Raw genomic sequence first — 21,789 nt, forward strand, 5'->3', positions numbered from 1 at the left:
CGATATGCCTATAATAAGAATACCGCCGCTCAGGACATACCTGAACGGCGGTTTTACATTGCTTTGAGCGAAGACATATTAAAGAGCTCATGATATTCACGTCAATGTGTTTATCTGAATAAAAACAATAGAGTCCTCACAGTTTCGCGCTGTGAGGACTTTGGGGCTAAAAATAGACCACAGTTAAAACTGTGGTCTATTTTTTTATCTTATATGCAAAACGCTGCATACAGCGGAACGATCTTCTTGTTATCCTCAAATGCAAAGTTTTTCGCAGAAAGCTTTATCGCATACTCAGGCTTGAAAGTATCCATATATATACGCAGGCTCTTCGCTTTTGTATTATCGGCACTCTTGACCTCAATGGGGATAAGCTTGCCGTCACGCTGAATGATAAAATCGACCTCAGCACCACGGTCAGATTCCCAGTAGTATGTGTGATAGCCGTTCATGACAAGCTGATTATTAACGTAATTCTCTGCCATACCGCCCTTGAATTCATTGATATCTTCGACCATATACAGCACATCATTGGCATTCAGTTCCTTCTTTGCGCAAAGCAGTCCCAGGTCTGAGACATATATCTTGAATGAGTCGATATCCTTGTAGTTTTCAAGAGGCTTTTTTATTTGCTCTGCTCTGTACACCTGAGAAACGATACCCGAAAGACTGAGCCACTCAATTGCGTTCTCAAATTCTGAGGCTCTTGCGCCTTTCTTTATCAGCTTATACTGGAAGCGGGTATTCTTCTTGGAAAGCTGAACGGTGATATTGTCGTAGCACAGGCGTGTTTTCTTGATCTCGTTTGTGGTGTTGTACTTGCTCATATCGTCAAGATAGCCGAGCAGAATGGTGTCCTGAGTGTGACGTACAAGCAGGTAATCTTTTGTCTGAGCGAACTGCTGAACGCACTCAGGCATTCCGCCGACTATCAGATACTGACGGTATAACTGCATCGCAGAATCATGCAATGCACTTGGCATAGGAGTATCGTCCTCAAAGTGCCTGCGCATCTCCTTGACAAGTGATTCCTCACCTAAAGCAAGCAGGAATTCCTCCATGTCCATTGGATACATAGTCTTTATATCGACCTTGCCGACAGGAAAAGAGAACTGCTTACGGTTTACGGCAACTCCCAGCAAACTTCCTGCAACAATGATATGATACTGCGGAGCTTCCTCGCAGAAGTATTTGAGTGAAGTAAGAGCTCGTTCGCATAGCTGTACCTCGTCAAGGATTATCAGCGTTTTTTCGGAAACGATAGTTGTTCCTGCAATATGCGAAAGTATCGGCAGCAGATATGCAGGACTTATATTTTCAGCAAATGTATCTGCAAGCTTCGGATCAGTCTCAAAATTGAAGTACGCTACATTGTCGTAGTTGTTTCTACCGAATTCAAGCAAAGCGTAGGTCTTGCCGACCTGTCTTGCTCCCTGAAGTATAAGCGGCTTACGATTGGGACTTTCCTTCCATTCTGCCAGATATTCGGATATCTTTCGGTACATATCAACACCTCCCGTGTTATTTTCAGCATTATTATAGCATATATTCATGTAAAAATCAAGGCATTTTTATAAAATATTCGCGGATATTTACACGAACATTTTGGCGCATCCTGATTTTGGGCTGAGAAAGTTGAAAGAGTGTTGAAACGCTGTTAATATATGTTCAAAACCTGCCCTATCCGTAATATTTCTGGATAGGTTTATCCATCATACGTTCGGCTGATGCTGAATAAAAGAGTGCGGTAATATATTCCGCAGTAAATAATATCCTGATATTTATTATATAAAATCAACTCTATATTATAAATAAGATAAGATATGAATCAAATAATAATCTAACAACATCTGCTAAAGTGCATTTTCAACACTTGCCTTCATAAAAGGCTTTCGTTTATAAATGGGTACGGTGAACGTTTTGTTCACCATTGATTATGGATAGCGTAACGTTTCGTTACCCCATGTGTCATGGCAGTCTATGATTTTAATCTGGATTTAAAAATCGGTGTGTATGCTGCACATGGTGTGTAATCTCCTATATATCGAAGTTTATTTTACACACCTGCTGCACCATTGCTGTGTAATTGCTGTGTAGTCCTGTTTTAGGACTCAGTTTAAGCTAACAGTACATAAAAAGGAAAATACATGCGTGACATTTGGCATGAGGTTGCCAAACAGGCTGATATTGATTCCTTCTGATTGACTTTTTCTTCCTGCTGTGCTATAATTCTGATAAATACCATCTGAGGAGGTATGGATATGCTTTATGACATAGCGCAATTATACCAAAGACTAAAGACTTTAGATTATAAGCACTTTTTTGAGATAGAATCTGATTTTTTCCAGTGTTTTTGTTCTGATGCCGAAACAACGGAAAATCCAATGGTTAATGCTTTTCTGATTGTATCAAGCTGGTTTGGAACTTCCGAACGTAGTGGCGTATGGACATTTTATGAAGCGATCTCTCCGGCAAATGTTGAGAAAGCTGTCAATTACCTCTTACAAGTGGGAGAAACAGAACTTGCCGCAGTGATTTCAAAAGGAATGCATGATTATCAGAATCCTCAATATGCAGATAATTTCGATTACCCAGAAGAATGGATTACTGAATCAGAAGAAATAGATGCATGGATTTCCAAGCATTATGATTGGTTGTGTCATTGGCTTTATGATTATCTCATTGCGAATGAAAACAAGATAATCAAGCTGTAATAATACAGAAAAATAGAACATTCACAAAGCACTTGCTTCGGCAGGTGTTTTTTTATGCCCTCACAAAGGCGATAAAACAGTTTGTCAAACATAATTAGGCCCATATTTCCTGTAGTCACGTTTTGCGACCTTTGATATACTAATTTCTATGGCGGGACAAAGTATCCCGTCATCAATATTCGACCAGATAGCTTCCTGACAAGGGAGCTATTTTTTGTAAAAAGAACTGAGACGAATTGAATCAAAAAAGTAAAGCCACAGTGTAATTTGGCTATTTCACAATGTTTTGAAGGGGTGACCATTTTGGGCATCCCTTTACTGATACCAAGCGTTTGAACCTATTGGCTATTGGCAGTCTACTTGAAAGTACAAGGTTATATAAGCCGGTCTCGTTAATAAAAATTGCCGAACAATTCTGACCTGACAGAACGATTCGTTCTGTCATCTTAATTTTATATATATTCATGGTTAGCACCCCGTTGTTTTATCGGCTTTATAAGTGAGAGACATAAATTCACTGATAAAAAGTCCCATGTTTTTTAGAGGCAGTTTTGTTCAAAAAAGAGAAATTTGAGGAAAAACTCAATTCTTTTTTAAATTCCAGGGTGTTAAATCCTGAAATTTTTGGCTTTAAAAGTAGAGGGTAAAATGGCAGAGATAAAAAGTTCCATATTTTCACGTTCGTGTTTTATAGAAAAGAGAGAAAATGTAAAAACTTCATTTTTCTCAAAAAATTTTTCGTCCATTGCCTCTTTTTTTCGGCTTTAAAAATGAGAGTCATAATACAAAAGAATTCAGAGAGGGGGTATCAACTCACTTATTTTTTACCTTTAAAAGTAGGAGGTAAAAATTGTTGTTTCCATTTTTTACATATTTTGAATATCTGTTTTGTTCAAAAAAGAGAAAAAATGATCTTTTTCAAAAATAAAACGCATACCCCCTGCACTTTTTTGGCTTTAAAAAGTGAGAGCACTTTTACATACGTGTATTACGTAAAAAAATGAAAGGAATGATGCTATGCCAATTTTAAAAGTCAAACGGAAAGGTTATGTCTCTATGGACAGGGAGTTCCTCATAAGGAAGGACTTGTCTCTGAAAGCAAAGGGCTTGCTTGCCCACATGATGACATTGCCTGATAACTGGAGATTCACTATCGACGGTCTTGTTCACTGTCATAAGGAATCCAAAACTGCTATTTCGGCAGCTTTAAAAGAACTGGAACAGCTTGGATATCTGCGGCGGCGGTATCCGAGAAATGAACACGGCAGGATAGATCATGCCGAGTATACTGTCTGTGACATTCCAATTCACGAATATGAAACCTTAATTGTTGACTGGATCGATAACAACGCTCAGAAAGGAGAAGATTTATGAACGAAGAAGCCAAACTTATCAATATTGAAAGCGATTATGAGAGAGCACTTGCGGAACGAGAAGCTATCGAAGCTGAGCTGAAAAAGCTGACTGAAAAAGAAACACAGAAAGCGCACCGCATAGAGCTGTTAAGGAACAGATACAAAGAAGAAAAACGCCGCAGCCGTACTCACCGACTTATTGAACGGGGAGCTATCCTTGAAAGTATTCTCCCCGACGCTGAATCATATTCCAACGATCAGATAAAGCACATTCTGAGAGTAGCATTCAGCAGCCTGCCTGTTGATCTGAAAGGAGCTTATTTTCATGACAATACTGATGAATAATTCTGAAAAAGCGGTTTTTGAGGTCAGCAATACTGCTTCCCTTGGTACCAAGGGCGCACTTATATACCACTTACATGGTATGTGCGCTCTGCGAGGCTGAAAAGGCGGTGATAATATCGCAATCTATCATTGCTCAATAAAAATTATCAGCCGCGGAAAAGGAAAATCTGCCGTAGCCGCAGCAGCATACCGTGCAGGAGAAAAGCTTCACAACGATTATGACGGAATGACGCATGACTTCACACGCAAAGGCGGAGTAGTTCACAACGAAATATTATTGCCGCCAAATGCTCCTGCGGAATACGCAGACCGTTCCACATTATGGAATGCGGTTGAAGCTGTTGAGAAATCAAAGAACTCACAGCTTGCAAGGGAAGTAGAAATCGCACTCCCAAATGAATTATCACAGTCAGAATGTATAGCTCTTACACATGAGTTTGTACAGAAAACTTTTGTCGATAAAGGAATGTGTGCGGATATCTGTATCCATGATCCCAACCGTGAACAGAAAAACATTCACGCTCATATTATGCTGACAATGCGACCACTCAATGAGGACGGAACATGGGCCGACAAGCAGCGTAAAGAATATGTTCTCGATAAAAACGGGAACAAGATCTATGATAAGAAGAAACGGACTTACAAGTGCCATACGGTTCAGACTACAGACTGGAACAGCCGTGAGAAAGCTGAAGAATGGAGAAAAGCCTGGGCTGATTATATCAATGATTCTCTTGTTCAGAGAAACATCACCGATACAGTAGATCACAGGTCTTATGCAAGACAAGGAAAACTTATAAAGCCGACGATCCACATGGGAGTTGCCGCCACACAAATGGAACGTAAAGGCAAACGAACTATCAAGGGCGATACCAATCGTGAGATAAAAGTCATAAACTACAAAATCAATGCTCTCCTCAGAAAGCTTGAAGCAATTGACAACAGACTTGTGCAAATGAGAGAGATATCTCAAAGAGACAGCCTTGCATTAATGCTTATGCGTTTTCATGAAAACGGTATCGAATTCAGTCAGGTTCGCGGCATAACTCTCTCAACATTAAGGAAGGCATCAAAGCTCAGAGATTTGTCACATCTTATCGCATTTGTGCAGGGGCACAATATCAGGACATTGGCTGAACTGAAAGAGAAAAATAAAGAGACTTTGGAAGAACTAAGGACTCACAAAGAAAACATGAAAAAACAGCAGAGCAGGATCAAGGTACTTGACGAACTGCTCAGAAACTATGAGTATTACAAAAACAATAAGGCTGTTTATCAGGAATGGCAGTCCATAACAAAACCGAAGAAAAAGGACAGGTTCTACAACGAACATCGGGGAGAGATCGCATTATTTGAAGATGCTAAGAAGCATTTCAGCAAAACTCTTGAAGATAAGAAGATAACTCCGAAAGCATGGAAAAAAGAACTTGCCGAACTCAAACAGGCACATCAGAATGAGCTCAAAGAAATCGACAGGCTTGCCGAAGATGTTTCTGCAATGGAAACCATAGCCTACAACATCGACAGGCTTGCAAAGTACGAAGACAAACAACATGAAGTGCAGAAGAAACGCACTTATGAACTGGAATGAAAGGACGGGATATGTAATTATGAAAAAGGAAAAAAGAATCACTATTTACAAAAAGATATGGTGTAAGATACGTTACTGGCAGAATCTTAAAGATGTTTCTGATACCGAACTTGCAGCTTATTTAAGAGTTTGTGAGCGAACACTCAGGGACTATGACAAGAACGCACGAAACATCACACTTGAAAAAATCGATAATTTTCTTACTGTGAACAGCATGGAGCTTGACGAGCTTCTTGCAATGTAAAAAACACTGGACAAATCACACGGAAGGTGGTATACTATTTATAGTTTGATATCACCTTCCGCAGCTCGGAAAGGAATGATATTATGAAAGCAAAAAGACTCCCTTCGGGAAATTACAGAGTACAGGTAGTTGTAGGACACGATAGAAACGGTAAGCGTATCGTAAAATCTTTCACGGCTGATGAAGAATGGAAAGCATTAAAACTCGCTGTTGAATATGTTGGTTATGTAGATCAGGTTTTTGATCCTAATATGACCATTGCACAAGCGATGAGAATGTACATTGACAGCCGCAGATTTGTCCTTGAAGAAACAACTATCCGTGACTATAATCAGGTATTGAAATACCGCTTTAAATCTATAATGGACATTAATGTCATGGACATAAAGCCTATCTATATTCAGCAGGCAATAAACATTGAAGCTGAGAAATTTAGTCCCAAGACAATAAAAAATGCGTATGGCCTTTTGAAATCTGTCCTGAAAATGTTTAATACGGATATTAACCTGAACAGTATCAAGCTCCCGAAAATCAGAAAAAAGGAAAAAGAATTACCATCATTTGAAGAAGTATTCAATATCGTTAAAGGTTCAGAAATTGAATTGCCTGTTTTGCTTGCAGCCTGGCTCAGCCTGAGAATTGGCGAAGTCATAGGATTGCAGTTCAGAGATATAAATCCTGATACTCACAGAGCTAAGATCAGGCGTACAGTTATCCGTACCGATGAGGGATTGAAAGTCCGTGAAGGCTGTAAGACCGAAAAGAGTCAGCGTCAGCTCGAATTGCCTGAATATATCTATAATATGATAATGGCGATTCCGCATAAAAGCGGTGAGGACTTTATTGTACCGCTTACAAGGAAAGCTCTTTACAGCAGGTTTACAAGGCTTATGAAAAAACACGGTATTGAAATGTCTTTTCATGATCTTCGTCATTTAAATGCTTCAATAATGTTAATGCTTGGCATTCCGGATAAGTATGCAATGGAGCGTGGAGGTTGGTCTACAGACAGTGTATTGAAGTCTGTATATCAGCAGACATTCAGTTCTGAACGCAAGAAAATTGATAAGATTATAGACGGATATTTCAACGGAATAGTTCTTAATCCTTGATGAAGTGGCGTAAACGACGATATATAGCTAAGTAAATGCGTCACACGAATTACTTTTTCCCATTCAAAATCACACGCATCACACAAAATAGGTTATTAAATGCCTGATTTCAGGCGGTTTATATAGTTGGGGCAAAGTTCAAATCCAGCCGCCGCAACCAGAATTTTGGCACTATATTGCAAAATATAGTGCCTTTTATTTTTCCCTAAATACAAGAGCTTATCGAATGAAAAGAACTGCTCACAGGATTGATTTCGTATCATCTTGCGAGCAGTTATATTTTTTGATTATATGCCAAAATTTGGATTTATACATCAATTATACATCAATTGTGTTATTTTTTTCCTATTCTACCGCCTAATATCAGGGTGTGTTTTTGAATATCATAGAATTTTATGTTAACCGAGGTTTACAATATTCCAAAAACAACGTATATTAGCCAAATACCGCAGCCTTAAGGCTGCGATAAATCATTAAATGGGATTTCCGTCTATGTTTACTTCGACCATGTTTTCATCTATAACTGTCAATCGTCAGGGACATAGTTATCTAATAACAAACGACTGGTATCATAACAATGATAGAGCAAATCGAAAGCTGTTTAGTAAGTGGATAGTAAACAAACTTGGTCTTTAACTGTAATAATTGAATTCTTTTTGTACTAAGAACCGTCATGTGGCGGTTCTTTTTTATGTATTTACATATTATTGGCGGTATGCTATAATTAAGAAAAGCAGTGGTATTTTACAACTCCGAAAACGAAAGGATATATGGGATATGGCGTCAATTGCGATTATTACAGGAGCTACTGGAGGTCTCGCGCTGGAATTTGTCAGAGAAGTATTGAAAGAAAAAGTGGACGAGATATGGACAGTTGCAAGAAATACTGAGAAACTGGACAAGCTGAAGAAACAGTTCGGGGATAAGGTGCGGGCAGTTAAATGCGATCTGTGCAAGGCTGATGATCTGGCTGCACTGAAAGAACTTATCAATGCAGAGAAGTCTGATATTAGGCTCCTTATCAACAATGCAGGTATGGGAGATATGGGCGAAAGCTGTGAGTTTTCAGATGAATATATTTCTAAGACCGTAGACCTGAACTGCAAAGCGGTATGTCTGCTGTGTAATTATGCGATACCTTTTATGTCAAAGGGAGCAAGGATACTGAATATATCCTCAGCTTCATCATTCCAGCCTGTGCCGTACATAAACCTTTATGCGGCAAGCAAGGTATTTGTGCGGTCATATACACGCTCACTGAATGTGGAGCTTAAAAGCAAGGGCATAATCTGTACAGCAGTATGCCCCGGCTGGATAGACACTGATATGCTGAGCAAGGAATACAAAGGCAAGCCTGTGAAGTTCCCGGGACTTGTTTCTCCTAACAGAGTGGCAGTTCAGGCACTCCGTGATTCCGCAAAGGGGAAGGATATGTCAGTCTGCACGCTTTTTGTCAAGTACGAGCACTTACTCAGCAAGATCCTTCCGCAGAAGCTGCTTATGAAAATATGGATGTATGGGATAAGGGATTATGTATAAGATAGAGACAGAGCGCGGCGACCTTTTTGATGTGAATATGATGATAGCTATGCAGATAAAAGTGTTCGGTAAAGCCAGTGAAGCTGAACTGACAGAAGCCTTTAGAGCTGCTGCTCAAGCCTTTGAGATACTTAACTGCAAGGTGGTCATAGACCAGAAGGGCGATGCTTTTTATGATAATTGCGGGGATCCGATGAACCGCATAGTTTTTCGTGATTTCAAGCTCGAAGAGCTGATACAGGAGCAGGAACGCATAAGGTTCAGATTAGAGAATGGGGAGTTCCTGCGCTGTTTTGTTTCTTATGACAATGCCCATGAAATGAAGCTTTGTTTCCTTATGCATCATCTTGGCGGCGACGGAAAGTCTCTCTGCTACTTCATTGAAGCATTTATGAAAAGCCTCAGCGGCGAAAAATGCGAGTATCGCAAAATAAAACTGCTGAACAACGAGACACTACCGAACACATCAAAGCTGTCTTTTCTGGCTTCATTATTAACGAAGGTGTACAACAGGAAATGGCGGAAGCAGCGTAGGATCTTCGGCTTTGATGATATGGAAACGGCGTATAAAAGCTTTTGGAAGTCACATAAAACAACGGTGAAAAACGTTGTGACTGAGAGCAGCGAGCTCAGCCAAAAGCTTAAAGAATGCAAAGCAAACAAGATAGGCTTTACTTCATATACTATCGCAGAAATGATACAGGATATACCGCAGCCGCAGGAGATAGGACTTGCAGTAGACGGCAGACAGGACGGCAACAGAACAATGAGCAATCAGGCAACGGGTATAGCTGTCATATACAGGTATGACAAGGGAAAGACGCTTGCTGAGAATGCTGCTGTTATTGACAGAGCAATGAAGAAAAAGCTGAGCGATGAAAATTATAAATACCTCGTACTGCGTTTTATGAGTGCATTTGAACCTACACTGGTTGATGCTGTAAATCTGGAATTTGCAGGATATTTTCATAGCAAAATCACGGAAAGGCTTGCGAAAATACTGGGCTACGGGCAGAATACCAAGGATCTGAGCATAACAAATCTGACAAGGGTCGATATACCCACTGATTACGGTGAGTACAGGCTTACCGACCTCATTTTTGTGCCTCCCGTCGTATCTTACGGTAAAAATATAATCGGTATGGTCACAGTCGGTGACCATCTGAACACAACATATCATCATTATTTGAAGTGATGATCAGCATTCTGACGCTGTACTGAAAAATGCATCTCTTTTTGAATTTGCTTGAATATAGATCCAAATAGACAGGTGCTTTTTACAACTCTGAAATTGCTATTATTAGAAGCGCGTCCGATTGTCCGTTTTTTGTACAAAAGAAACTCGCCCTTCACGGGTGAGCTGTGTTATTATATACTTGGTTTGTAGTTGATTTTGAAACGTGTAAGGTGTATAATTGATATAATAAGAGCAGCACATCAGAAGGGAGATGCAGAATAATTATGAAGCAAATGGACGAAATATCAAAATATCTTTGCTTACTGCTGCGTCATCAGCCTGAAAAGGCGGAACTCGATATGGATAAACACGGTTGGGTATCGGTTGAACAGCTCATAAGCGGCATTAATCGTCACAGCCAATACCATATTGACCGCACTATGCTGGAAAGCATAGTATCTGCCGATAAAAAGGGCAGATACCGCTTTGACGACGAGCATAAGAAGATCAAGTGCTGTCAGGGACATTCTATCCCTAGGGTAGAGCCTGAACTGAATTACTGTGAACCGCCTGAGTTTCTCTATCACGGAACTACAACAAAGGCACTTGAAGCTATCGAAGAAAGCGGAGCTATAAAGAAAATGAAGCGCCACGCTGTACATATGCAGGCTGATATAGGCAAAGCATGGCAGTCAGCCGAGCGTTGGCATAAAACTCCCGTAGTACTGAAAATTGCTGCTTCGGAAATGGCACGTGACGGCTACACGTTCGGAGTAACTGAGAATGAAGTCTGGTGTACAGAAGAAGTACCTGTGAAGTATATTTGTGAAAGAGGATACAGTAAATAATGTGTGTAAAGGGGAAATAAACAATGTGGGACGACCGCAGCTATGACACGCCAATAAACAGAAGATTTCCTGAGGCGAGCCATATTGATGTGCCTGAGGGAGTAACTGATATTGGGTATTTGGAATTATCAAATTATAAGAAACTGGAATCTGTTTCTCTGCCACAAAGTTTGAAAACCATTGGCTACTGTGCATTTCTTGGCTGTGAGAATTTAAAGGAAATACGTATTCCCGATGGTGTCACGACTATATATGAAGGTGCATTCCGCGATTGCAAGTCACTTCGTGCAATAGAACTTCCCGACAGCGTACAGGATATACGTCGTATGATATTTGCAGGGTGTACATCGCTGGAATCGGTCAAGCTTTCGTCAGTATTAACGAGTATTGGTGAATATACATTTTCAGACTGTAAATCACTTCATACAGTGGAGCTTCCGTCTGCTTTGAAGAAAATAATACATAATGCATTTCAAGGCTGTTCATCGCTGACTGAGATCAGTATTCCCGAGAATGTTGAGGAGATATGGTTCGAGGCATTTTTGAACTGTTCTTACTTAAAAACGTTGCGTATGCCAATCAGTCTGAGATCATTTGGAAGAGCTGCACTGCAAGGCTGCGACACACTTGAGAAAATTGAATTATACGGCGAATTTCCAAAAGATAAATCTCTCCCTGAATGGCTGGCAACATTGGTGTCTGATAAGTGCGGCAGCACCTGCGAGATCATTCTGGAAGGTAAGCGAATAACGCCAGAATTTTATCAAAGCTTTTTGGAAGAAAAGGATAAGAGTTATGAAAAATAAAAAACAAGGCAATAACTGGACAGCTTACTATGATAATGATACGAAACGATACTTTGCGGAAATAATGTACACCAGCCGTGAGGGGCGTGAGCAGTATGATTATGAGATTACTCAGGATATTTACGCCCGTCTCGGTACATTCAGCGATGATGTCGACAACGAGAGACTTATCAAAACAGGCAAGAGTATATATTCTTTTGAAAACACGATGTATGGCACTCTCGGTCCTGAGAGAACGGTCTGGGATGAAGAAGCTAATGAAACAATGAATAAGTGCGTGAAGAAAAACAATGACTGATAAAGCTTATTTTCATCTTCCTGGGCTGTTTGAGTTCTATGACCTGTATAGTGTATTTCTGCCGCTGTACCGAGAGCACCGTGAATACTTCTATGACTGGTGCGAAATAGCATCTGTCTATGGTGCTCCCGCTGACTGTATCTGGGGCGGAGGACGTGTCGGATTCGGCGAATATGAAGCTGAAGATGTGCTCGCACTTATGAATGAATACAATATTTCTTCAAGGCTCACTTTCAGCAATTCGCTTTTAAAACCTGAACATCTCACCGACAGGAAATGCAATGCCCTGTGTGAGCTTTTTGCCGGAAGCAAAGGTGTACAGAACGGTGTGATAATCTATTCTGATCTTCTGCTTGAACATATTAAAAATAATTATCCCGATCTTTATTTCGTTTCCTCGACTACAAAGGTTCAGACTGATTTTGATGAGTTTTTAAAGGAAACAGAACGGAGTGATTTTAAATATGTTATTCCTGATTTCAGGCTGAATAAGATGTTCAGTAAACTTGATACACTATCACAGGTTCAGAAAGATAAAGTGGAATTTCTGTGCAATGAATGCTGCTCGTTTTACTGCACAGACAGAAAAGCTTGCTACGAAAATGTAAGCCGGAAAAATCTCGGAGAAAACTGTCCCGAGCACATCTGTACGGCACCGGATGCCAAGGACGGATATCGTTTTTCAAAGGCGATGAAAAATCCCGGATTTATCAGTATAGATGACATAATCAACACATATTTGCCCCTCGGTTTTTCTAATTTCAAAATAGAAGGCAGGGGACTGGGAAGTGCAGTCAATTTTGAATTCCTGCTTTATTATCTCACAAAGCCGGAATATCAGCTTACTGTCCGTGAAGAGATCTATCTCGACAGTATGCTGGATTTGTTCTGAATAAAACAAAAAGCTCCATGTGTCATTTACACATGGAGCTTGAATCACAAAGCCCAAAACAGTTTTACATATATTTTGATGATATGATTGTTTTGACAAAGTCCGAAAAATAGCTGTTTTCGGGTGTCATCTTTTTAGAGATGAACTTACATATCGGAACCCTTATTTTAATACAAAATAAGGGTTCTTTTTTATGTCCGTAAAAGCTGTAAGTATAGGGGAATATGGCTATATGCCGTTTTCTTTTGGCTGTGTAAGGGATGTTTATAATGGTGGGATTTACATGAAATTTGCAGTATTTCTTTGTTCAGATAATAACGCATTAAAAAGCCTGAATCCGTGTGGGGGGGGGAGCCCATTTCAGGCAATCAGTCTCACGGATTCAGGATATAATTATCTTATCTGTAAAATTTTCTGTTCATCTTTCCGTTGTAGGTTCTTGCAACCTCATCAACCTCTTCGATCTTATTAGGAGTTTTGTAAGGCTCAAGGCTGTGTGAAAGCTGACGGCGGATTTCGTATGCATCCATAGTGCCCTTTTCTTTCATTACAACAAGAAGTTTAAGTGAATTGCCGTAAAGCTCATTTTTTTCTGCGATACAGATACAATCCTTTATTCCTTCAATGCGGATAGCGGCTGACTCAACCTCCTCCGGCGCAACTTTAAGTCCGCCTGTGTTGATAACATCATCAGCACGTCCTTTTACAAATACAAAGCCGTTTTCATCAACATAGCCGAAATCATTTGTATAGACTATTCCGTCTTCAAGAATTTCAGCTGTAAGCTCAGGCTCGTTGTAGTAGCCTTTCATTACTGAATTGCTTCTGAATGCAAGTTTGCCCATGTTTTCCTTAGATGATTTTATTGGCTTACGCTCATCATCTACAACAATTGCTTCATTATTCGGCAAAAGCTGTCCTATGCAGTATTCAAGACCTTTATGTTTATTGAAAACAAGATTTGAGAGAATACCTGCCTCAGATGAACCGTATGCGTTGTGAAAATTAGTATTTGGGAGCAATTTCATTGAAAGCTCCTTGTCATGCTCAAGCAATGGTGCTGTACCGAGCTTGATGTCGCCTATTTTGTCAGCATATTTTGCGAATTCATCAGGTACCATAGTTATAAGGATTCTGAGATTTGCGGGAACAAGTGAAAGGACCAATTTTTCACACGGATAGTCAAGTGCCTTGAAGTATGCCTTTAAATCAGCCATTCCACGAAGGATGTAAACTGTTCCTCCGCTGCGGAGCATTCCTCCTGTTTCCCATATTCCCTTTGCGTGATTAAGCGGAGTAGGGGTAATAAACACACCATGCTCAGCGTAGTACTTCATATCAAGGAAATCAGCGATTTTTTGTTCAGATGCACCCATTGCTTTGAATGAAATTTCAACACCCTTTGATGCGCCTGTTGTACCTGTTGTAAACATGATGATCTGTGTGTCATTTTCAGACGGAAATTCAAGACCGCTCATGTCATCTGCAAGTGAGCTGCTTTTTGAACGAATTTCCTGCATTGAGAAATATTTCAGATTATCAGGTAAATCATTTATGGCAATTCTTTCGGAAATAACAGCGACTGTTTTCAATTTTAAGGAAACTTGTACTGTTGAACTTGATGGCATATTTTGTTCAAGAGCACATGGAACAGCGCCTGCAAGCTGTAATCCGTAGTAGCAGATTAAATAGCTCGAACTCTGTGCAGCTTTTATGGCGACCAAATCTCCCTTATTTATGCCGTTTTCTCTGAAAAAATGAGCTGCTCTGCAGATTTCTTTCCAGAATTCTGAATATGTAAGCTGTTCTTTATTTGATATAACAGCAATTCGATTGGATTTTGCAACTGCGTAACCAGAAATTACGCTAAGAATGGTATTATTCATTTTAGCTCCTTTATAGATATTTGTGCTGATTAAGCTATGTGTCTATGGATTGATTAAGTTCCCACACTCAATCAAACATTATATAGCAGTATCTGCACACAACACGTTTACATTATATCATTGAGCAATCATTTTGTCAAGAAGTGATTATAAAAATCACGATCATATGCAGTGGATAGTAAATATAGAAGAATCAGCGATTGATTTTCTTTTTCAATGGAGTGCTGCTGCGGTCAAGCTCTCCGCTGTAAAGATGTATCGGTATCAGAGCGAGGAGCGCACCATAATTGAAAGAGAAAGCTGCAAAAGAAAGGACTCTGTTTAACACAGAGTCCTTTGCATTTCAGGTCTTACTTTTCATTTTTCTTGCGTGGAGCGAGAACTTCCGACTTTGCGATCGCAGCAAGACCGAATACGATCATCATAGCTGCGCCGAATGCTATAAGAATATTTGACATGGAGTTATTACCTGTCTGAGGAAGCTCAACTGCTTCACCTGCGGCATTTGTTCCTTTGCCTGTTTCTGGATCGATGATGTATGTATCGAGTACATTATCTTCATTATCCATTAAGATGATCTCGCGTTTGCCGTCCTCAGTTGTTTTGATAGATGTAACGCCTACCATTTTTCCTGTCTTGTTCTGTAAGTCTGTTATAGCTTCCTTAACAAGAAGCTGATCAGCAGCAGACATTTCATTTGCTTCAGATGATGTCTTATCAGAAGTTGCTGCAGCAGTTGTTGTAGTAGTAGTTGTGGTGGTGGTATTAGTTGCTGTTGTTGTAGTGATTGCCGCAGCAGTAATAGGACCGTTGCCGCTGAGATCGTAATCATAGCCGCTGAAATCCTTTACTTCGCCCTTTGCTATGAGCTTGCAGCCGTCCTTTACAGTAATAACTGTTTCGGGAGCAATAAGCACGCTGATGTAATCAGGGATAGTAATGTCAGAAGTTACGTTAACATTACCGAAGAGTGAAAGCTCAGTCTTTTGACCTTCCTTTACAGCGTCTTCAACTGCAACTCTGATATCTGCATAAGTTTTCTTGTTGCTGAGCATAGCGACAGCGTTTGGATTGATGCTGATGCTGTCGACGATGTCGCCGCAGATATCGCATACCTTAACGGCAACACCTGATTCTCCGTCCTTTGGAGGAACAACGAGTGTGAATTTGCCTGTAGAGCTGCACTCGTGTTCTGCTACGCTGATTATCTGTTTTTCTTCCTTGGTACCGTCTGAATAATCAACGTGGAGAATGCCTTTTTTGCCTGTTTCGTTTGAAGTGAGCATGATAACTGTCTCACCTGTTACAGTGATCTTGCCGTCAGCGTCGGGAGCGATACCATTTATTTCGGATATCTCAAATACCTTGCTGCTTGCTGTATCTGAAACATTGCCTTCCTCTGAAGGAGCAGGCTGTCTTCTTGTTCCGTCAGGTTCCTCAACATAAACGGTTGCGGTAACATCGGGAGACGGAGGGATTATTGCTATTAATGATACAGGATAAGTTATTAACGTGGGTGAACCGAGGGTGAGCTCGTGAATAACATTCTGTCTGTATGCTGAATAGCTGCCTGAACTGCTTGATGTTGAAGCAAGACAGCAGGTCAATACATAATTCTGTCTGAATGAAGTGTAGGTTGCTCTTGAATCAAATCTGTCGTTGTAGAATGCGCTGCTGAGTGATCTGAATGCTGCGTTTGTACCTACCACGTGGATACCGCCCATTGAAGGAGTACCGTTATCGATTATCTTGATTTCGTAAGGAACTGTCATATCAGAACCTGCGAAGCTTACTGATACGTTATTGAGGATATGCTCAACAGGCATCTCGCTTAAAGCACGCTCGTAGAAACAGTTGAAAATGTAATCGCCGAGAAGTTCGGGACGGTGCGAAGCTGCAAGAAGAGTGCGGTAATAGTGAGCGTTTCTTTCCTCTGTGCCGATGTACTGTTCATATACCGACTTCCAGAGATCCTTGATATTCAGCTTGATAACAGCTGATTCACCCGGAGCGAGCTCATCTACCTCGATACGTGCAGCATTTCTCTTGTCCATGAGATCCATGTGCTTTGTAGCTACAGGCTGGAAATTGTTGTTTCTGTAAGCACGGTAGAGAGTAGCGTCAGAACCCTGCTCTATTCTTGTGATAACATTTTCAAGATCATAGATAGGCTTGTCCGAAACATTTTCAAGCTTGATCTTTACAGGGTACATCTCCTTGTAGTAAGAATATCTTGGAAGCTCAACTGTCATTTTAAGAGCCGAGCTTGAATATACGTGGAGAGAATCCTTTGACTCAAATGTATACTTGAATTCTTCGCCTCTGTTCTTTCCTGCGAAGTCTGCTGTAAGGTCGTAGTCGCCCTCTTTGTCTCCGCGGATATACCAGTCGGCAGTTTTTACTTCATTTGGCTTAAGGTCGCCGAAATCCTGTTTAAGATCGCCCTTTACGAGAGTAAGTCCCTCAGGGTAATTCAGTGTAGCAGAACAGTTTGTAAGAGTCTGTGTATCATTGTTTACGACGATGAGCTGAACGTCATAGAATTCCTTGAGCCACTTGCTCTTGCCGTAGATTATCATGTACATTTCTTCTTCAACTGTTTCTGTGCGCACTACATAAGCGCCCAGTCCCGGAACGTATGTAGGTCTGCCTGTAGTGAGAACAACGCCTTCGCCGCCTCCAACAGTGATTACAACGTGCTCGCGTGAAGAAGAACCGTTATTGTTGTATGCAACTACTCTGTCGATAACAACGCCTGCTGCGTCGAAATCAGCCTCGATAGAGTACTTGAAGCTGTTGAAGTTGTCATCGCCCGAAATATCGATACCTGCGTCGATAACCTCCTGCTTTGTCATAGGAGTTACCTTGAGCTCGCCCTTGATATCAAGACGTGCAGGCTTTTCATCAATATCAGCAGGTCTTTCGGAGACATTTTCCCATTCACAGATGAAGTACTTTCTGTTGCCGCCGGGGAGATCGTTCCATTGACCTGAGCTGTATGTATGGATATAGTCCTCGTGACCGCCAAGGTTATTTGGCTCGCCGCTGCTCCAGTTGGTATATACCATAGGCTCGCCTGTGATCCAGCCGAACTCACCGTTTTCGTCACGCTTACCGCCTAACCAGCATTCGCTCAGACCTGCTTCTGTAAGAAGATTTGTGATCTGTGCCTGCTCTTCAAGAGAAGTGAGTGTAGCAAGGTGTCCGTTGACGCTTCGGCAGTATTCCTCAGCCTCTTCCCATGTCATTGCGTCCGCGAATACCTTATAGTGGTTCTTATCGGGAAGCGGACCAAGTGTTGTAGTAGTTGTGGCAGTGGTTGTTGCTGTGGTGGTTGTTGTTGAAGATGTAGTTGATGTAGAAGTTGTAGAAGTTGTAGAAGTTGTTGATTCAGAGCTTGTTGCAGATGTTGTGGAGGTTGCGGTAGTTGTAGATGTAGTAGTTGTGGTGGTTGTTGTTTCTGCTGCGTCTGTCACAGTGAAATAAAGCTCGTTATCCTCATTTAAGGTAACTGTACCGTTAACACCTAAATTGCCAAGGTATCCTGACACCAGAGAAGCCTGACCGAACTTTGAGAGACCGTCGGTTATTACGCCCGAAGCCTCTGCGTATATACTTGTATCGGCAGAAGTTATAGTGCCTGTGATATTTAACTTATGTCCTTCAGGAAGGTGGATACCGCCTTTTTTACCTTTAATACTGATGTTGTTTTGGAGATTGACAGCGGTTTTTCCTGTGCAGTTGATACCGTATTCGCTGTCACCGATGAGCTTGCCGCCTGAGATGTTGATAGTACCTGATGATGATTGAGTATAAATAGCTGAATCAATATCGGAAATCACCTCAGAGCCTGTAATGTTGACAGTACCTGAGTAGCCTGTATTCATCCATATCGTACAGCCTACAGAATGTTCCTTTGTTGTGTGCTTGCTGGTATTCTTGAGAGTACCGCCCACAAGGTTGGTCACACCGCTGCTGGTTCTGAGAGAAAGGGGATTGCTGTAGTACGAGGTAACGACGCCGCCGTACAGATTGAAGTTACCGCTGCCGTTGATACCTATGGTCGCACTGTCATTTCCTTGGTCGTTACCGTTGAATGTACCGCCGTATATATTGAGGGTACCGTATACTGTGAAGAGATTGCCGCCTGATTTTTCATTGATTGTACCTGTCTTTTCGGCGGAGCTGTCTCTGATGTTCATTCTGCTGTCTATGTAAATATTCGACATATTTACAGTATGACCATTGAGATCAAGGTCAAGGAAATCGCTGACACTTATCGAAGATGTATCAACATCGCACATGAGCTTGTAAGCTCCCGACTTCGGCAGGCTTGCTCCGTCTGTCCATTCCTTGCACTCTGCGGCAGAATTGTTATACTCGCAGATAAATCCGAAGTTCTGAGTACCGTAGAAGCTGTAATTTTCGTATGTTCCGTCACTTTTTATATCGTCCCATTTTCCTACGGAGATATCGTTTTTAACTCCGTAAAGCAAAACAGCGTCCTGTTGACCGTCAAGGTTATTCGGATTGTTATATTTTTCGTCCCAGTTTGTGTAATCTAAAGCTTCACCTGTTACCCAGCCGAACTGCTTTTCATCATTTAATTTAAGACCTATCCAGTAGTTGTTCTTGATATCAGACTTTTCTCTGAGGATAGACTCAACTACCAGCTGCTCCTGCTCGGAAGTGATAGTAACAAGATGACCGCCGCGGCTCTCGCAGAATTCCTCAGCCTCCTGCCATGTCATGCCGTCATTGAATACCTCATAATTGTCGGGGTTTGGGTAGTACTTCCACTCGATCGTGCCTGTATAAGGCAAAATGCTCTCATTCTTGCTTGTTGATACAAGCTGATATTCCTTTAATACCAACTCTGCGTCACGAATCGTGACCTTTCCGTCAAGGTCAACATCGGCTGCCTTGAGATCGATGTCGCTGATATCTCCCTTTGCAGCATATCTGGCGATAAGGGAAGCGTCAACAGCGTTGACAGATTTGTTGCCGTCTGCGTCGCCGTAGATCACAGCAGTATCCGTTGTTGGCTTTTCGTCACCCCACCAGAGAGTTTTCTGAGGGGAAATTTCAGCATTCGGAGCTGTATCTATCGCTGTTACATTAAGGGCTGTTGTCGTTGCAAGCTGTCCTGCCGCTACGGAAGCTGCTGCCAATAATGATACTGCTCTCTTAGCTTTTTTTCTGAAAAAACTATGCTTCATTGTAATTACCTCCTTTTGATGATAGGATTGGTGAGTAGTTTTTTATATTGTCATACGGCAATAAAACAATATATGTAAATTATATGCTGTTTTATACAAATTGTCAATGATAAAGCCTGTTAGTTTTGATTTTTTTCTGATTTTTTGTGCTGTTTGCACAAAGGGAATGGTCAGTCGGGCGGGAAGCATTTGCTCGTGGTTTTCGTCAGCCGAAATGGCTCTCTTTTATTCAAAGTTCCGTTTTATTCTCAGTCATATCACAGCTTATCTGATTTTTTGATCTGAAGTAAAAATACGCGGCAAAGCACATTGCTATCTGCAATACCGTTGAGCATGGTATTGCCATTCCTATGAGGAAAAGGGAGTTGTTTCCGATTTTCTGCATCAGAAAAGCAAATGGTATTCTTACAAGAAAAGCTCCGCAAATGCCCTGCAGCATTACGAACTTAGTTTTTTCTATGCCGTTATAATAACCGATAAAGCAGAACAGGAAACAGGTATTCAGGCAGTCTATGGCATATGCTTTCAGATAATCCCATGCGGCTTTGACCGTATCGGCTTCGGGTGAAAAGATACCTGCAAGGAGGTCGCCGCGGAAGAATGTGATAAAGAACATTGCGATTCCGAATGCAAACGAAACGGCGATCCCTGTTTTTAGTGCAGTATTTGCTCTTTTCATCTGCCCTGCGCCGTAATTCTGAGCTACGAATGCGGTCATTGACTGCATAAAGGAAATTGGGACAAGCATGATAAATACGCAGACCTTTTCGGCAACGCCAACTCCTGCGGAAGCGGTAACGCCTATCCTGTTTACGATACCAAGCATAACGAGGAAGGAGATACTGACAAGGAAGTCCTGCAATGCTATGGGAGTTCCGATACGGATTATTACGGCAGCAACGCTTTTAATCAGTTTAATATTGCTTTTATGGAATTCAAAGGGCAGTTTTGTATGACGGATCATAAAGAATGAAATGATTACGCTTATAAGCTGTGCCATTACGGTTGCAAGAGCTGCACCTGAGGCGCCGAGATGAAAGCCTGCCACAAATACAAGGTCTCCTATGATATTGAACAGACAGGCTATACCTACAGCTATAAGCGGAGTTTTTGAATCTCCCAGACCTCTGAAAATACTTCCGAGCAGGTTATATGCTGTAATGACGATAAATCCGCCGCCGCATATTCTGATATAGCCTGAAGTAAGTTCAAATGCCTCCTTAGGCGCCTGCATTATGCTGGCAAGTCCCGATGCGCCGATAATGCTTATGAGCGTAAAAACAAGACCTGTTACCGCAAAAATCACCATACCTGTTCCTATCGTCTGAGCAGCGTCTTTTGGACGTTTCTGACCTATCCTCTGACCAACGGCAACGGTTATTCCCATGGAAAAGCTTACGATAAGATTCGTAAGCGTTGTTATTATCTGCGAGCCTGTAGATACAGCCGATACATCTGCTGTTGAGCCGAATCGTCCTACTACAAGAAGATCTACAGCGCCGTACATAGCCTGCAAAAACATAGCAAACAGCACAGGCAGCATAAATTTCATGAGCTTCGGCAATATCGCACCGCTTGTAAAATCATTGTTTTTCATTTTTATCCTCCATAAAAAAGCGGATAAAACAGCAGTTGTATTTCTGCGGTCCTATCCCTTTGAGATCCGATAAATGTTTATTGTCCGACTTTAGTATTATATCATACTGAAAAATATGTGTCAATGTGATAAATGCAAAGTGATTTCAAGCAGATGATCTCGGAAA

17 protein-coding genes are annotated in these 21,789 nt (G+C 41.2%); 12 read left to right on the forward strand and 5 right to left on the reverse strand.

Features of this window, described 5'->3' with window-relative positions; genetic code table 11:
- Positions 1–209 precede the first annotated feature (209 nt).
- Positions 210–1,505 (reverse strand): ATP-binding protein, encoded by a 1,296-nt coding sequence (locus tag BT105_RS04340; RefSeq protein WP_072299595.1) that lies wholly within the window; start codon positions 1,503–1,505, stop codon positions 210–212.
- Between the two features lie 756 nt (positions 1,506–2,261).
- Here BT105_RS04340 and BT105_RS04345 point away from each other — a divergent pair.
- Positions 2,262–2,714 carry a hypothetical protein gene (locus BT105_RS04345; protein WP_072299596.1) on the forward strand — a complete coding sequence of 151 codons (453 nt, stop codon included), beginning with the start codon at positions 2,262–2,264 and terminating at the stop codon, positions 2,712–2,714.
- A 271-nt stretch (positions 2,715–2,985) separates the two neighbouring features.
- On the opposite strand, the gene BT105_RS15415 is transcribed toward BT105_RS04345, so the two are convergent.
- The gene (locus tag BT105_RS15415) at positions 2,986–3,180 is read right to left on the reverse strand and encodes a BRO family protein (RefSeq protein WP_072299597.1); all 195 of its coding nucleotides are present in this window, start codon (positions 3,178–3,180) and stop codon (positions 2,986–2,988) included.
- A gap of 590 nt (positions 3,181–3,770) precedes the next feature.
- Between BT105_RS15415 and BT105_RS04355 the strand changes: the two genes are divergently transcribed.
- The 11 genes from BT105_RS04355 (at position 3,771) to BT105_RS04405 (ending at position 12,921) form a co-directional block, all read left to right on the forward strand.
- Positions 3,771–4,088 (forward strand): helix-turn-helix domain-containing protein, encoded by a 318-nt coding sequence (locus tag BT105_RS04355; protein ID WP_143186546.1) that lies wholly within the window; start codon positions 3,771–3,773, stop codon positions 4,086–4,088.
- Positions 4,085–4,414, forward strand: a complete 330-nt coding sequence (locus BT105_RS04360) for a DUF3847 domain-containing protein (RefSeq protein ID WP_072299599.1) — start codon at positions 4,085–4,087, stop codon at positions 4,412–4,414. The genes BT105_RS04355 and BT105_RS04360 overlap by 4 nt, the downstream gene beginning before the upstream one ends.
- Positions 4,415–4,535: 121 nt before the next feature.
- Complete coding sequence (gene mobQ / locus BT105_RS04365; protein WP_278289561.1) at positions 4,536–6,005, forward strand: MobQ family relaxase; 1,470 nt, start codon at positions 4,536–4,538, stop codon at positions 6,003–6,005.
- Positions 5,968–6,249 carry a hypothetical protein gene (locus tag BT105_RS04370; RefSeq protein ID WP_242940082.1) on the forward strand — a complete coding sequence of 94 codons (282 nt, stop codon included), beginning with the start codon at positions 5,968–5,970 and terminating at the stop codon, positions 6,247–6,249. The genes mobQ and BT105_RS04370 overlap by 38 nt, the downstream gene beginning before the upstream one ends.
- A gap of 83 nt (positions 6,250–6,332) precedes the next feature.
- Positions 6,333–7,361 carry a site-specific integrase gene (locus tag BT105_RS04375; RefSeq protein WP_072299601.1) on the forward strand — a complete coding sequence of 343 codons (1,029 nt, stop codon included), beginning with the start codon at positions 6,333–6,335 and terminating at the stop codon, positions 7,359–7,361.
- A 777-nt stretch (positions 7,362–8,138) separates the two neighbouring features.
- Positions 8,139–8,900: an SDR family NAD(P)-dependent oxidoreductase gene (locus BT105_RS04380; protein ID WP_072299602.1), complete on the forward strand. Its 762-nt coding sequence runs from the start codon at positions 8,139–8,141 to the stop codon at positions 8,898–8,900.
- A complete protein-coding gene (locus tag BT105_RS04385) occupies positions 8,893–10,095 on the forward strand; it encodes a hypothetical protein (protein WP_072299603.1) in 1,203 nt (400 codons plus the stop codon). Before BT105_RS04380 ends, BT105_RS04385 begins: the two co-directional genes overlap by 8 nt.
- Positions 10,096–10,370: 275 nt before the next feature.
- Positions 10,371–10,925 (forward strand): RNA 2'-phosphotransferase, encoded by a 555-nt coding sequence (locus tag BT105_RS04390; protein WP_081367803.1) that lies wholly within the window; start codon positions 10,371–10,373, stop codon positions 10,923–10,925.
- Between the two features lie 23 nt (positions 10,926–10,948).
- Complete coding sequence (locus tag BT105_RS04395) at positions 10,949–11,731, forward strand: leucine-rich repeat domain-containing protein (RefSeq protein ID WP_072299605.1); 783 nt, start codon at positions 10,949–10,951, stop codon at positions 11,729–11,731.
- On the forward strand, positions 11,721–12,029 hold the full coding sequence (locus tag BT105_RS04400; protein WP_072299606.1) for a hypothetical protein: 309 nt from the start codon (positions 11,721–11,723) through the stop codon (positions 12,027–12,029). Before BT105_RS04395 ends, BT105_RS04400 begins: the two co-directional genes overlap by 11 nt.
- A complete protein-coding gene (locus BT105_RS04405; RefSeq protein ID WP_072299607.1) occupies positions 12,022–12,921 on the forward strand; it encodes a hypothetical protein in 900 nt (299 codons plus the stop codon). Before BT105_RS04400 ends, BT105_RS04405 begins: the two co-directional genes overlap by 8 nt.
- Positions 12,922–13,319: 398 nt before the next feature.
- On the opposite strand, the gene BT105_RS04410 is transcribed toward BT105_RS04405, so the two are convergent.
- The 3 genes from BT105_RS04410 to BT105_RS04420 all read right to left on the reverse strand — a co-directional run bounded on the left by BT105_RS04410 (position 13,320) and on the right by BT105_RS04420 (position 21,623).
- A complete protein-coding gene (locus tag BT105_RS04410; protein WP_072299608.1) occupies positions 13,320–14,807 on the reverse strand; it encodes a class I adenylate-forming enzyme family protein in 1,488 nt (495 codons plus the stop codon).
- A gap of 350 nt (positions 14,808–15,157) precedes the next feature.
- A complete protein-coding gene (locus BT105_RS04415) occupies positions 15,158–20,026 on the reverse strand; it encodes a lectin-like protein (protein WP_072299609.1) in 4,869 nt (1,622 codons plus the stop codon).
- A 229-nt stretch (positions 20,027–20,255) separates the two neighbouring features.
- A complete protein-coding gene (locus BT105_RS04420) occupies positions 20,256–21,623 on the reverse strand; it encodes an MATE family efflux transporter (RefSeq protein ID WP_072299610.1) in 1,368 nt (455 codons plus the stop codon).
- Positions 21,624–21,789 lie beyond the last annotated feature (166 nt).

The organism is Ruminococcus flavefaciens (assembly GCF_900119075.1).
GTDB classification, from domain to species: Bacteria; Bacillota; Clostridia; order Oscillospirales; family Ruminococcaceae; genus Ruminococcus; species Ruminococcus flavefaciens_Q.